Source organism: Thioalkalivibrio sp. ALJ16 (assembly GCF_000377345.1).
Lineage (GTDB): Bacteria > Pseudomonadota > Gammaproteobacteria > Ectothiorhodospirales > Ectothiorhodospiraceae > Thioalkalivibrio.
Genome location: NZ_KB898062.1, coordinates 1 through 14,473 on the forward strand (window position 1 = coordinate 1; position 14,473 = coordinate 14,473).

9 protein-coding genes are annotated in these 14,473 nt (G+C 62.1%); 4 read left to right on the top strand and 5 right to left on the bottom strand.

The genetic code is table 11. From position 1 onward, the window contains the following. The coding region (locus D000_RS13575; protein WP_018873942.1) for a transposase at window positions 1–214 on the bottom strand (214 nt) is incomplete at its 3' end. Between the two features lie 124 nt (window positions 215–338). On the opposite strand from D000_RS13575, the gene D000_RS14430 reads away from it, so the two are divergent. Next, window positions 339–4,760, top strand: a complete 4,422-nt coding sequence (locus D000_RS14430) for a site-specific integrase (RefSeq protein ID WP_231371021.1) — start codon at window positions 339–341, stop codon at window positions 4,758–4,760. A 300-nt stretch (window positions 4,761–5,060) separates the two neighbouring features. Continuing rightward, a complete protein-coding gene (locus D000_RS13585) occupies window positions 5,061–5,723 on the top strand; it encodes a hypothetical protein (RefSeq protein ID WP_038047975.1) in 663 nt (220 codons plus the stop codon). Window positions 5,724–6,022: 299 nt separating this feature from the next. On the opposite strand, the gene D000_RS0112910 is transcribed toward D000_RS13585, so the two are convergent. The 3 genes from D000_RS0112910 to yjjJ all read right to left on the bottom strand — a co-directional run bounded on the left by D000_RS0112910 (window position 6,023) and on the right by yjjJ (window position 9,962). Then, on the bottom strand, window positions 6,023–7,057 hold the full coding sequence (locus D000_RS0112910; RefSeq protein ID WP_018873946.1) for an IS481 family transposase: 1,035 nt from the start codon (window positions 7,055–7,057) through the stop codon (window positions 6,023–6,025). Window positions 7,058–7,283: 226 nt separating this feature from the next. Further along, the gene (locus tag D000_RS0112915) at window positions 7,284–8,396 is read right to left on the bottom strand and encodes a Fic family protein (RefSeq protein ID WP_018873947.1); all 1,113 of its coding nucleotides are present in this window, start codon (window positions 8,394–8,396) and stop codon (window positions 7,284–7,286) included. Window positions 8,397–8,567: 171 nt separating this feature from the next. Next, window positions 8,568–9,962, bottom strand: coding sequence for a type II toxin-antitoxin system HipA family toxin YjjJ (yjjJ, locus tag D000_RS0112920; protein WP_018873948.1), 1,395 nt, complete (start codon window positions 9,960–9,962; stop codon window positions 8,568–8,570). Between the two features lie 221 nt (window positions 9,963–10,183). On the opposite strand from yjjJ, the gene D000_RS0112930 reads away from it, so the two are divergent. Next, window positions 10,184–10,945 carry a SprT-like domain-containing protein gene (locus D000_RS0112930; RefSeq protein WP_018873949.1) on the top strand — a complete coding sequence of 254 codons (762 nt, stop codon included), beginning with the start codon at window positions 10,184–10,186 and terminating at the stop codon, window positions 10,943–10,945. Window positions 10,946–10,961: 16 nt separating this feature from the next. Here D000_RS0112930 and D000_RS0112935 read toward each other — a convergent pair whose 3' ends face one another. Further along, window positions 10,962–14,150, bottom strand: a complete 3,189-nt coding sequence (locus D000_RS0112935) for a helicase-related protein (protein ID WP_231371022.1) — start codon at window positions 14,148–14,150, stop codon at window positions 10,962–10,964. A gap of 109 nt (window positions 14,151–14,259) precedes the next feature. Here D000_RS0112935 and D000_RS13590 point away from each other — a divergent pair. After that, window positions 14,260–14,473: transposase (locus D000_RS13590; RefSeq protein ID WP_018873942.1), on the top strand; the 214-nt coding region annotated here is incomplete at its 3' end.

Sequence of the window (14,473 nt, forward strand, 5' to 3'; positions counted from 1 at the left end):
CCTCCAGCTCCCGGATCCGTCGCTGCTCCGGCGTCAAAGGCCGGCCATCGCCGGCCTCCCCGGCACGATCCGCCTTGAGTTGCTCGACCCAGCGCCGAACGGCCGTCTCGCCCACCCCGGTGTCCCGCACCACTTGCGGCACACTCTGGCCCTCATCCACCACCATCCGGGCCACCCGAAGCTTGTACTCCGGATCAAAATTCCTGCGTCCCATATCGTCTCCTCGATCAGATCCCAATCATTCCACCGATCGAGGTGTCCACGAAAATTAGACCAGCACAGGGCCGTCAGGCAACGTATTCGCGGCCCTACACGATCGCGCCGATCAACCGCCGGGCGTGGATGCGCTTAGGCTCTGGCTCTTCGCTGCACTCTACACCTATGGCGCATCTCCCGAAGTACGCGGTGTCCAGCGGTATATTGAGCGCTTATCAAACTACATCAGTTCGATCAATGAACCGATTCCGGCGGTTGACCAATTTGAAGAAGCGCTAGCGGGCGACAGCAAGATTACCCGACAAACTGCCAACCTCCTGGCGGATACGGCAGGTTTTACGAGAAACCCTGCCCGCTCGCTCGCCATCCGATCACTTGAGGCGATCTCGCCTCGAAACCGGGCGACGCGCCCCGATCAAAAGCCCTCGCAAGCCAACCGAGCGCCGGATCGCCCCACGAGCACACTGCAGCAAGACGACTTTCAGCCAGCGGATCACCAGCCCGACGCTCTCGTTACGAGAGAATTGGCCGCACCCGACAGCCGCTTACGGTTCGGTGCTTATCTGGTACCTGATACCGAGGCTAGTCTCTCCGCAGACGAGGCGCGGCTGCTGTTTGCGGAGCTCACCAACAACCTCAGTCGCAGAGTCATAGATCAGGATGGCCTCATCGACCTCGTCCTCGCGCTAATGTTGACCACGGCGCGAAGTGCGTCGACGGTGATACGCGCACTGCAGAACTTCCGGGTGGATCAAGACGGCCAACAGTATGATGACAGCATCCACCTCCAACTCACCGGCTACTATTGGATATCCTTAAGGGACCGTGAGATCGAGTACTCACAAGCAGACTGCGAGGGGGACTGGCAAGCGGCTCATCAGGATCAACTATTTTTGCCTTACCCTGCAGCCCTACAGACGAGCATACCGGCCTTCCTACACTCGCCCGCCATTCCCTCGGCCATCAAGAAAACGGACTTCGAGAAGCGGCTCAGGCACCACGCTCAAGTCGTTCCGCGACTAAGCCAGGTTCGCCTACAACGCGTACTTCCGGTACTGCTCTACCAGGTCACCGGGCACCCCAGGACGGCCCAAATCGTTGTCGGTACAAATGGTTTTGCGTCCGCCGCGCCCCTGAGCTATTACGCACCTCGACTCAGCACAGTGGCATCGCAATACAAGGACGCGCTGGACCTTGCGGATATCACGGTCCACGTCGATCATCAGTATGACGGGACCCGTGTGGGCGCCCCACGGGGCGCGCTGAACATCGAATCACTCCGAGACCTCATGTCGCAGGCCCAGCGCCGGGTCGTGAATGGCCGCCCAAAGCGCTGGTCCCTGCAGGGTGCGCTTAAATGGCACGGCGACCTCATGCGTCACACCGCGCTAATGTTCGCGGCCGCAACCGCCCATCGCATGGGATTCAGCCTTTCCCAGTTCTCCCTCGCTCATCTCGTCGAGTTTTCGGATTCCGGCCCGGGCATCGCGTACCTGTCGGATAAACGCCATCGGGGCGACGACCGGATAGTCGTTCTTCCACAATCGGTCCTCGCTCAGATCCAGTCCATGGCAGCGTTAATGAGACGCATCAGGGATGAGCTACGGGTACATCTATCTGAGCAGGCACGTTCAGCTATCCAGTATCTTGAACGGGCCCTTTCCGGCGATGCGCCGCTATTTTTCTCGCTCGATCCAATCGATTTCAGTCCCCGGACGCTACGCCCGGAGGACTTGGTCGCACACACGCAGATCCCTGTCGATATTCACCGCCTACGCCACTGGTTCGCCACTCGAATCGAGGAACTCGGCGCACCGGGCTGTGACATCCAGCAGCACATGGGGCACCGTCATCTCGGCGAGCCCTATGACGTGACTGATCCCGATTCTCCATACTCGCTGGCCCAGCGGCTCGCGCCTTTTATCGAGAGTTATTTAGAGGACCTGAACCTCTGCCCAGTAGCCGGCTACGATGAAAAACGCCCGTCGGACCGCGATACCCCATATTCCACGGTCGCGCAGCTCGCTCGCGAGTGCGCCTCCAAGGAGCACGCCCCGGACCCTCGCACCTCCGACACGAATGACGAGGATCCCGCCAACAACGTCCCGGTATCGGTCATCCAGCCCACGCACCTGGAGGCATATCGCCTCACACGATCGCTCGAAACGGTGCTCCTGCGACTGGTCGAGGATCTCGGGCCGCTTTCGGATCTGGATGATGCGGCAGCAAGCCAGATCCACCAGGCCGCGCTCGTGCTCAGTGTGATATGGGGTGTGAGCACAGACCCCGTACGGATCAAGCAACTCCTCTCGGAGGGTGAATTGCGCCGTGTACCGAATGCCACCCATGTGGCGGCTCTTTTCCTACCCCGGTCGGACCATATCCATGGCATCCAACTCTTGTCTGCGGCCCAAGCCACTGCGTTCCGCGTTGCTCACGAAGGGGGCGTCCTACATCCATCCGGCGAAGTCGCGTTAAAGGCTCTCCTTACTCACCCCCCAGCCCGGAAAGTCCTTGGGCGAGGAATCACACTGAAAAGTGTATGCCGCACCGTGAGCATGGCACGCAGACTCACGACACCAGCCACACGGGCCGCGTGGGAGCGCGGAGACCTCGAAGCGACCGGCCCACGCTGCGACCGACTCCTCGCCTTGGTGACGGGGCGTCGCGTGGCTCCTCAGGCCGCATCTGGGCCGGCAGAAGCCGCATCCACTACCGAGACAAGGATGCAGACCCAGTCTGTTGCGTTGAGCCACTATGAGGCGATGCGCAAAGCCATCGGTCGCTGGCGCTCGGATTGCGTGCCCCACCGCGCAACAGCCGTCATCAACGCAGCAGACCGCCTCGCTTCCGAATCCCTTGCAGGGTCGGTGCCTTTACTTCTCGCCCGCGCAATCCGTCATCACATGACGGCCCCCAAGCACAGGAAAAAGATTCGCCCATCCACAACGTACCAATACGTGACACAGCTGACCCACGCGGTGGAACTCGCTCTCTCCGGCCACGCGGGCGAAGACCCGCGGGAGGCCGCCGAGCTGATCCTCAGCGAAATCTGTGCCGACCCAAAGAAGCAAAAGCCCGTCGCATGGGTTTTGAGGCACAACCGCGACCACCCGGAAGACATACCGCGGGAAGTTCACGCTCAGTTGACCGAAGCAGACGAGTTAGGGGTTGCGTTTCCTCGTGCGGGCGACCCCATCACAGGCGGCGAATCAGAATGGCTCCTGCGATTCCTCGCCCCCGATCCATCCCCACAGCTACCCGCTCGACCTAGCCCGCCTGATCGGGTTATCCATTACGCCCTCCTCCTCCAATTTTTGTACAAACTGCGAACCGGGGAACTGCCGACCCTAACCGCCGACGCCCATCTCATCGGCCACCATCGCTCCGCTCTCTGGATACATCCTCGACGTCAAGCATGGCTAAAGTCCTTGGCCTCTAAACGACTCGTTACCACAATCCAAGAGCGCGAAGCGCGCAGAGAAACAACCCGGACGCACGAGTGCATCCACGTCACCAAGAAAACACAATCGCTTGCTGCACAGGACCTCTTACCGGTTCCCCCTCATGGGAACGCCTTGGACTGGCAACGGAACTATCACGCGCATTTCGCTGAAGCCGTCCAACAATTATTCCAATCCGACTGTTTAGCCCCATTCCGACTGCACAGTTATCGGCATGCCTACGCGACGCAGGCAGGCTACGACGTCCATTGCGACCATTTTCCTAGCTTAACGCTGGATCTACCTTACAAAACATCACCGACCGCTACAGTGACCCGTCTGTCACTTCGCGCACGCTACCGATACATTTCCCGTCAACTGGGGCATGGACACCCCTCCACCACCCTCATGCACTACGACCATTCCATCCCCCTGATGACCGACGTGTCCCATGGGTGGACCGGGCCAACCCGCCGCTGTCTCGCCGCCTTGGTCAAACGAAGCCCGGGTGCGCTCTCACAAGCGGCCTTGCGCAAGCGCCGTGCTCATCAGCCTGAGGATGCCGCGATCATCGATACCCTTGCCTTGGCACCCTTAGATGCTGATCACCGCGTGAGTGACTACCCGGCCCCAACCGATGGAGACCCTTCACACATAGGCCTATCTACTACCCCATCGCCAGATCCAAACCAGGCCGACGAACGCCTCGTCCAGTATCTCACTACAGCGATAAGCATCCGAGAAGGCTGGTCAATCGAAGAGATCGCGCGCGCGCAAGATCGTACCATCGGCCAGATATCGCATGACCGGAGCTACCTTCAATGGCTCGAACAGCTGTTGACACTCCAATTTCTTAGAGGCGCCCCACAGAAGCGGAGGAGTCGAACCGAACCACTCATCGACCTCGCCCGCCCCATCGCACAACTACCACGCAAAGACCTACATGCGCTGGGACTCGAGCTGATCGCCATTTCATCCCATGCGCAGGCCGCCGATATCGTCCGAAAATACCTTCCCACCGCTCAGACAATACCGCCTATTGGACGCACCAGACACCATCTCCTAATTCTTGCCATACAGGCTTATTTGACCGATGGCTAACTAAGAGTCTGGCGAAAGAGAGATCTCGTATTCGAACTCCCGGTGATACCAGACAAGGCAAGATATTCAGCGGGTAGTGGTTTGGCACGCAAGTGGGTGATTCAGGACAGGGGATTGTCGAGCATCCGTCTCACAACCAATCGACATCGGAGAGCCGTCCATTGTCGTTTCTCCCTGGCGCTTCGACTGCTTTCCCAGAAAGCATCCACCGAAACCTCGCGCCCTATTCGCACGCAAAAACGACCCAAGCACGAGGGTGTATATTGGTACTGTCATTCCAAGGCTTAAAGGAGCGCATACATGGATGTACCTTCCAGACACACGATCGAAGTCCTACTCGAGGCAGTCGAGAAACGAACCGCCGATTCGCTAGGCGCACAGTTCCTACACGATCTCCAGCCGATACAGGTCCCTGTTGGCGAGGAGCCCGCTGAAATAAGGATCAAGCGCGATGGCGATCATATCGCGATTATCTTTCATTTCCGCGATCGCTCCCATGTTGATAATTTTAAAAAGCAGCTCTCCCTGCAAAGCGCATTGCTGCGAAACCAACTGGCGTCTGCAAGTTCGTCAAAAAAGAAACAGATCAGGAGATCTCTGAAAAACATGACCATTGATGGTCTTTCGCCCGGCAAGGATTACATAATGGACCAACCCTTTTCCCCAAAGCCCCAAAACGCACGAAAAAGCGTAAATGTCGAAGACCCCAAGATTCGCTTCAGCATCAAGGCAAATCTGATACCCAGCAGCCGAATGCTGCCACTTGCCAGTGCGCGCAATATTCGTACGACTGTGACAGGCCTGCAGGCGGAACTGCCCTTCGGCATCGCGCCAAATGGCCGTAGGACGCTGGAATGGCTCATGCCGGCGGAAGAGATACAGGTACTTGAGTCCGTCAGGGATGCGCTAAACGATGTACTGATTGACCTGCGTAAGGAGCAGACCCAGCCACCGGACCACTAGTAGTGGCGTTGAACGGACGGGTTCTACCCCATTTAAACCGAAGCCTGAGGGAGGACCCGCCACTCTAAAGGTTGAGGATCCGAAAGTACGATTCAAGATCAGTGCTAGTCTTTTCCCCAGACGATCGCTTCCCCTTCCCCACGCTCGAAGCATCGATACAGAGGTAGAAGGATGCGCGGCGGAACTGCCTTTCGGTGTTTCACAAGGTGGAGGAAAGAAACTGGATTGGCTACAGCCGAGAGATGAGGTGCAGGTGCTAGAGGCTCTCCTGGCGGCGCTTGAGCTGCGTCTGCAGGAACTTAGGCGTGATCTCGCAACAGCTGGTTTTGAAGACGACGGATAACCATGTAGGTGTCAGGTCTCGGCTGGTTATAAACGCGTTTTCGGAAGCAGTCGGGGTGGGTTTGCTGCCACGCCTTGAGGGCCGCTACGGGCGTTCGGTGGCCCAGGGCCTTTTGCTGGATGGCGTGGTTGTACAGGTATAGGTAGTGGTACAGGGCGTCCTGCATCTGCTCGCTGGAGTCGATGTGGTAGGTGCGCAGGAGATCGGCAATGCGCCCGTTGAAGCGCTCGACCATCCCGTTCGTCTGGGGTTTCCTCGGCTTGGTCAGGCGGTGTTGGATGCCGTGTTCGGCGCACAGCCGGTCGAATGGGTGACGGCCCGTCGGCTGGCGCTCTCCGGTGACCACAAAACGGTCGGTGAACTCCTTGCCGTTATCGGTCAGCACATGCGTGACGTAGAACGGTGCCCGTTCCAGCAGCCGCTTCAGAAAGCCTCGCGCGGCCGCCCCGGACTTGGATGAACGAACCTCGAGGTAGACCCAGCGGGTTGCCCGATCGATGGCCACGAACAGATAGCGACGCGAGGACTCTTCAGCCAGCTTCGGCAGGTACTTCACGTCCACATGCACAAAGCCCGGGGCGTACGCCTTGAAGGACTTGCGGCGTGGCGCCGGCTCCCCCTCGGCCTGCTGCCGGAGCGCCTTCAGACTGGCCACGCCGTAGCGGCGCAGGCAGCGGTCCAGGGCGGCGCGGCTCAGGTCCGGCTGCACGAACTCGCGGGCCACGATCAGCAGGTCATCCAGCGACAGCCACAACCACTCGCGTACTGCGATGAGGATGGCTTCCTGTTCGGGCGTCAGGGCCGTCTTCATCCGGTGCGGACGGTGAGACCGGTCCTGGGTGTCTTCCCGGTGGCGCCACTTCATCACCGTATGGCGACTGATGCCCAGGCGGCGTGCAAGATCCCGGTGACGGACCGATGGCGGTGCTTGCTGAATCTCGCGCCGGGTCCGCGGGGTGGTACGGGCGTTCACGTGAATCGCACTGGACATCGAATCACCTCCGGTGGGGAGCTGCCAACAGGGTAGTCAGCCACTCCCGAGCTCGAAACAGCGGCTCCTTCTCCGACGGTAGGTAACCACCTGAGACCTGACATGTAGGGATCGGCGATTACGTCATTCTTGCGGGAGACGGGTGGACCTTCATCAAAATGGTTTACCGCGATGACGTGGTTGGTAGCGATCAGCATTGCTTGACAGCTCGGCGCCCTGATCGGGGTCATGCAAGCGTTTCTGGCAAAGAGTAACTCGTGCTGCGTCCACCGCCCGGGTTCTTCTTCAACGCGCCCCGGCCCACCAGGTCCGCAATATCCCGCTGCGCCGTGTCCTGCGAACACTTGGCCATCCGGGCCCAACGCGAAGAGGTCATCCCGCCTTCGAACCCATCCAGCAAGCGATTGAGCACCTTGATCTGTCGGGCATTGAGCGGCTCGGTGGCGAACCGCTCCCAGAATTGTGCCTTGAACAGCACGTGCTCGAGTGCATCCTGAGCGCTGTCCAGCGAACGCTGCAGGCAGCCCAGGAACCATTCCAGCCACAGGGTGATATCCAGGTCTTCCTGTTTCTGGGTCCGCTCCAGGATCGCGTAATAGTCGCTGCGTTCCCGAAGGATCTGCCCGGACATGCTGTAGAAACGTTCCGCCGAACCATCCGCTCGTGCCAGCGCCATATCGGCGATCGCCCGCGCGATACGCCCGTTTCCATCCTCGAACGGGTGAATCGTCACGAACCAGAGGTGAGCCAGCCCCGCCACCAATAGCGGATCCAGCGGTCCAGGTGTCTTGAACCAGGAGAGGAAAGCGTCGACCTCCCCCGGGATTCGTTCGGCCGGTGGCGCGGAGAAGTGCACCGTCTCCCGGCCAACGGGACCCGACACCACATCCATCGGCCCTTCTTCGTCATCCCGCCAGCGCGCGACCGGAATCCGCGTCATTCCGCTACGTCCCGTCGGAAACAGCGCCGCGTGCCAGTCGAACAGCCGATCCACTGTCAGTTCACGGTCAAAGGCCTTCGTGGCATCCAGCATCAGTTCGACCATGCCGTCGACATCCCGCCCTGAAGCGACCAGTCCCCCGGCCTTCAGCCCGAGGCGACGTGCCAGGGAAGAGCGCACCTGATCGAGGGGGAGCCGTTCGCCCTCGATCGCGCCGGAATCCACGATATCCTCCGACAGCATCCGAAGCGACGCTTCCTCGCGCAGCGCGAAACCCAACCCCTGCATCCGCCCGAGCAGCCGACCCTGCTCGCGCGCGGCCGCGGCCAGCATCGGCGCGATATGTTCCGCGTCCCACTGCCAGTGGGGCCAACCGGTCAACTCCCAGATATATAGCACGCCAATCTCCGCATAATATGCGGAGATTATGCGGATCTTTCTCCGCATTTCCAAGCGTATGCGGAGTGCGGCGGATGCCGAGCGCATCTGACGCTGTAGGTCTTCTTGGACGGCCAGAGTAATTGTCGTTAGATAGATGCCCGCGTCCAATGGGCACCGCACGGCGAGTGATCAGGGAACAACGAGTGCCATGAGCCTTTGCAGCTCGAGGGCGTTTTCGGATGCAATCCTGCGAAACGTGGAACGGATGCGGGTGTCATCCGACACGGTTTGCCAGTACCCGATCGCGGCGTGACAAGTGGCGACCCACGCACCATGTTCACGGGGCAATGGCAGGGCGGGCTCGAACGTCACGCGCGGCAACTCGCCACCCGGGAGCGGCGCGTAGGCCATCGGGAGCATGTCGTAGACCGGGCACAGGACAAGCCGACCGCCCTCCGGTCGAAAGGCGAGATTGCCCAGGTGCATGTCGTTATTGGCAATCAGTCTTCCGAACCAGGTGATGTGACGGATGGCTGCAACCGCCTCCGGCGCCAGCAGACGCTTGTCGGCGAGTCCCTGGGCGAGGGCGTCCCATGCCAAAGGCGCATGGCCAAGCAAGGCCGCGTTCACGGTCTCCAGCGTCACCACCGGGCTGCGGCCGAACAGTCCGTTACGATCGAAGCGCTCGATCTCCAGGAACGTGCGACCCTGTTGCTGGAGGATTCGGCTGGGCGGACTCTGCACGCCGGGGAGCGCCGCGACCGCCTCCAGAGCCAGATGCTCCGCCACCAGCAGATCGGACCAGCGCTGCACGGTCGCGGACTCGTCCGCACCCGAAAACTTCACGATGACGTGCGGACTATGACTGCCCTGCAGGTCCCGAAGGGCGGTGAACTTCGGGAACTCACCCGCAGCACTGGAGCCCGCAAGACCCAGCGAGATGGCCTCCTCCGCCGCCTTCACATACATCCCTTCGATTTTATCCGCCCCGAGAATCGGAGGGGGATCCAGGCGGGCCTTCTGCCAGCCCTTGAATGCGACATCACCAACGACCAGGTTGCCCGGGAGATCGGACCCCACACGACTCAGAACCCAGAGGATATCGTCGTCACTCCAGGCATCTGGATTGGGTGACACCCCGAGCGTGTCTTGCAAGCGATGCGCCAGCTGGCGCCCGAGGTAGCCCTGGGGGCGCATATCGTACAAAGGGTATGGCAGACCGGCCCACCATCCTTCGGGGGTCTCGTCGTCATCTTCCAAAGGCCAATCCGAGCCACCGAAGTCGGCATGGCAGCCCTGTGGCTGGATGGGCGAGAGCTCCGTGAGCTCGTGCGGCTGGCCGGCTTCATCAATCACACGGATGGGAGTGGGCGCGAAGTCGCCTCGCAGCGCTCTGCGCAGAGCGTAGCGAGTACGCCGGGCCCGCCCGGCCGCAAGCACGGGCTCGGGCGTCTCCTGCAGCAGTCGGTGAAGGGTGGGGACCGACAGCCCCAGCTCGCGGGCAAGATCGGCTGCACGCACCGGGGCGAGTCTGGCAAGCGCCAAGCCGAGCTGCTGATGCGCTGCCTCTCGCTTGCTCCTCATCCGAACCTTCCAATTGAAATGATTATTGAGAAGATACTACATCATTAAAGGTCTGATATATAACCCTTCGATTTCTCTCCCAAGCATTTGGTGAAACGATTCTATGGACGAACCCGATCCTGGACGGGACAGGTCTCGGCTCGCCCAGTTTGTGACCGGATTTGTGACAAAAACGGGGCGATACAATCTCGGGACTCAAGACTCGATCCCGGAAACGCACCATGACCGACTCCCCCACCCTGTCGATGTACTCCGCCCTGCAGCGGGCCTTCGATCATTTCAACGAACGGCTGTTCGACAACGAATTGCCGCCCTGCCTAATCACGCTGCGCAGCTCCCGTCGGCAGCGAGGCTACCACCACGCCGAGCGCTTCATCTCCGGCGACGGCACGATCATCCACGAGCTGGGTGTTCATCCGGGGTACTTCACCCTGAATCCGCTGGAGGTCGCGCTGTCCACGCTGGTGCATGAGATGGTGCATCACTGGCAGGAGTGCTTCGGCCGCCCGAGCCGTTCGAACCACCACAATCGGGAGTGGGCCGGCAAGATGGAAGCAATCGGTCTGGTGCCGAGCGATACCGGCCTGCCGGATGGCAAACAGACCGGGCGTCGGGTCACGCACTACATCCAGCCCAACGGTCCGTTCACCCGAGCCTGCTCGGACCTGCTGGCCACCGGGTTCGAACTACCCTGGTTCGACCGGCATGCCCCCACCGATCCCGAATCGGTTGCCCAGGTGCAGGAGGCCCTGGCCGAACAGGGTCTGGCCGTCGCCAGCGCCCCCGCACCGGCCGAGACGATCGCGATACCCGACGATACCGAAAAACCAGCGGTGTTCGCGCCGCCCGCGCCACGCCCGGATCCCCGTGTGCGCATGAACTGCCCGACCTGCGAGGCGCGGGTCTGGGCCCGACCGGAAACCGAGGTTATCTGTGGGTCGTGCATGGAGCCGATGAGCCATCTCTCCGACGAAGCAGGCTGACCCGGCCGGCGCCTGATCAGCGAACAGGCATGCCGAGAATGGCCGCGACTACCCGCTCCTCCGCGGAACTGTGAAGCGGGAGGGTGGCAAACGCCTCCAGCACCTCGGGTCCCAGTTCGGCTTCCGCCTCAATGAGCTCCTTGCGCAGATCCCGCAGGCGGAGAAAACCCCGGCGCTGCTGGGTCAGGCGGCGATACCAGTAGGGACGGATGAGCTCCAGCCAGCGATTGGCGAGTGCCTCCCAATCCGGCTCGCCGCCCGTCAACGTCTCCGGCTTTTGCGCCAGCAGATTGCGCAGATCGAGGTAGGCGTCGAGTCGTGTCTGCTCCCTCTGGCGAGCCGCCTCCTCGCAAAAGCCCTTGAGGACCTCGGCCATCTCCTGCAGGGCACGTTGCTTGCGCAGCGGCAACTGCGCCCGCTCGGCCTCCGGGAGGCGCTCGGAAAAGTGCGCCAGCCATCTCGCGGCCGGCTCGTCGATTTCACCATTGGGTGGATCGGGCGCCAGTCGCTCGCGAAGCGCGGCGGCCACTTTGTCCAGTGAAGTCGCGGCTTCGGCATCCGGGCCGGAGAAGAAGAACCAGCGCGGTGCGCGGTCCGCACTGCCGGCCAGGCAGAAGAAGGCCCATACCGTGTCGCTGGCCACCACGCTGACCCGCGAAAGGACCCGCACGGAGCGCTGACGGTAATACTCGTAGATTTCGGATTCGACCAGCGCACCCGCGCCTTCCACCAGTCCGCGCACTGCGGCAAAGGCATCATGCGGTTCGGCTTCCTCGATGGAGCGAGCGGTACGCTCGTATTCGCGGATCAGGGTGTCAGCGTCAACGCTATCCCGTGACCGCTGTTCCAGGTCTTCCGGCAACGGGAGATTGGTCCCAAGAAGTTCCGTCACCGCATCGGCCCGGTCCAGGAAGCGAGCATCGGCACTGAGAGCGAACTCCTCGGCATCCCGAGGCCACCAGACCTCGACCTCGGCATGGGGACTGTCGAGGCGATCGACGCGCCCAGTTCGCTGTTCGGCCACGCGTATCACCGAGGGCATGTCGAGATGGACCAGCGCCGAGGCCGCCTGCAGGTTCACCCCCTCGGACAGACTATCCGAACACAGCGCCACGCCGGCCTGCTCGTCGTCACCCGGCCGAAATGCACGGAGCACCGCCTGGCGGCTTCGCTCGTCGCTGCCCGTGGCCTGCCAGATCTCGACGCCCGGCAGCCGCTCTTCGAGCTGGGCGCTCAGGGCCGCGATGGTAATCAGACGGCTGTCGAAAGCCAGCACCCGTTCGTGGCGCGCCGCCAGTCTGGCCAGATGGGCGACCTTGGCGTGCTCCCGCGCCGGACTCATGGCGCGCACCTCGTCCAAGACCTGCGAGAGGATCCGGTGATCGTGCGCGTGGGCTGATGCCCAGGCGTCCGCATCGGTAAGCCAAGCAGGCAAGGGCACGCCCAGCCGGTTCTCGGGCACACGCCCGGGTTGCTTGAGCTTGCCCAGGACATCTCCTGTATCGGCGGACTTGGCGTAATGCTCCAACCCGAACTCGGCCCGAGCCACCGTCGTTCCGCACAGGTGCTCGACCAATGCCGCACGCGAAGACCGCAGGGCCGCCATGACCCGGTAGCGGACCAGCTTGTGCGCCCCGAGCAGCAGGTTGTCACGATACTGATCCTCGGTGAGCCCCTGCTGCCGTTGTACGGCGCTCAGCTCCAGGACCACCGGAATCTGGACCACGCCAAAGAGCTGATCGAGAAGCCCCCGGATCCGACTGGCGCGTTCACGGTCGGTAGCCGGTTCCCCCAGGGAATAGCTGTACGAGCGGTGCTCCGGATACCGGCAGGGGTGTCCCGAGTGGTCCCGATAGGCTTCGGGCTCGCGATCAATCAGGGCATTGAACATGCGCTTGGTACGGCGAATCGTAAATGTGCGGATCTCATCCCGCAGCCGGGCAGCCTCATCCTCGCCCAGTCCGTGCCAGCGACCGGGGCGATTGACCCTTTCCAGGGCCTCCAGCGTGCTCGGCTGCAGGTTGTCGGCACCCAGCAGATCCGCGATCCGGACCAGGTCATCGACATTCCGGTTGATCGGCGTGGCGGTGAACAGCAGAACGTCATCGGCAAGATGGTTGGTAAACAACCGCCGTGTCCGGCGCGAGCGGCGATTGTGGAAGTTGTGGCACTCGTCCACGGCCAGCAGGCGCGCCCGCCTCAGGGCATCATCCAGCTGCCATGCCTTGCGGCTGCCGTGACTGAGCAGGCCAACCGAAAAGACATCCAGCGCGGTGTCGGCCCGGGAGGCCTCCCGCTCCCACTCCTCCACAACCGTCGAGGGTGCAATCATGACCGAGCGGGGCATCCCGCCTGCCCCCTGGATCCGTGCCTGCTGCGCCCGCAGGAGATGCGCACCCATGCGCGTCTTGCCGGAACCCGTCGCATCTGCAATCAGCACCGCCCCCTGACGATCCAGCAGATACAGCGCCTGTGCGATCCCCTGACGCTGGGCCGGCCACAGAGCTCGGAAAGCCTCGCGGTCGACCTGCTGCAGAAAACCCTTCGCCCAGTCACCCTCCAGCAATTCCCCGCAGGCGCGGGCCAGCGCATCACGCCACCCGACGACATGCAGCAGACGCTCGAGCAGCGCCAGAAGCGCATCGGTGTAGTCATGCCCAAGCGACCAGAACTGCTCGGCCAGCGCCGCCGCCTCGCGGTGACGCCTCGGTTCGCCCGTCTCGGTGAACCGCGCATTCGCCTCGTGCTGACGCTCCAGCCCGTTCTTGCTGAAGTTGCTCGAGCCCAGCGTGACGGCCCCCGCCCCGAGATAGATCTTGGCGTGCAGCGGCCGCTGCGTGTCGGGCCAGTACCGTGCCTCGACGGCGCCCTCCCGGAGCCGCTCCCGAAAATGAATCAGCCGGGCCGACAGGCGCAGGGAGATCCCTCTATCCAGCCAATACTGCTCGACCTCTTCGGGAAAACTCGACGCCTTCAGACTGCGGTGACCACCCTCCCCTGCACTCGGCTCGTTACCAAAAAGAACGCGAAGCGGCCGAACCTCCCCCAGATCCGCCTCCAGACGGATGAGCTCTTCCAGTGCCCCGTAGCCCGCCACCACCAATGGCGAATCCGCAGACACCAGGTCCGCAATCACCCGCTCGCGCACCGTCCGCCCGTCGACATTGAGCGGGAAACGATCCGGCGGTGGCCAAAGGACCTCCACATCCACCTCTCGCGACTGATCCGGGAAGTCGCTGAAGAGGTCTGTGCTGGTCTAATTTTCGTGGACACCTCGATCGGTGGAATGATTGGGATCTGATCGAGGAGACGATATGGGACGCAGGAATTTTGATCCGGAGTACAAGCTTCGGGTGGCCCGGATGGTGGTGGATGAGGGCCAGAGTGTGCCGCAAGTGGTGCGGGACACCGGGGTGGGCGAGACGGCCGTTCGGCGCTGGGTCGAGCAACTCAAGGCGGATCGTGCCGGGGAGGCCGGCGATGGCCGGCCTTTGACGCCGGAGCAGCGACGGATCCGGGAGCTGGAGG

Coding starts and splice junctions, on each gene's coding strand:
- D000_RS0112930 (WP_018873949.1), top strand. CDS start 10,184: ATGACCGACTCCCCCACCCTGTCGATGTACTCCGCCCTGCAGCGGGCC.
- D000_RS13585 (WP_038047975.1), top strand. CDS start 5,061: ATGGATGTACCTTCCAGACACACGATCGAAGTCCTACTCGAGGCAGTC.
- yjjJ (WP_018873948.1), bottom strand. CDS start 9,962: ATGAGGAGCAAGCGAGAGGCAGCGCATCAGCAGCTCGGCTTGGCGCTT.
- D000_RS0112910 (WP_018873946.1), bottom strand. CDS start 7,057: ATGTCCAGTGCGATTCACGTGAACGCCCGTACCACCCCGCGGACCCGG.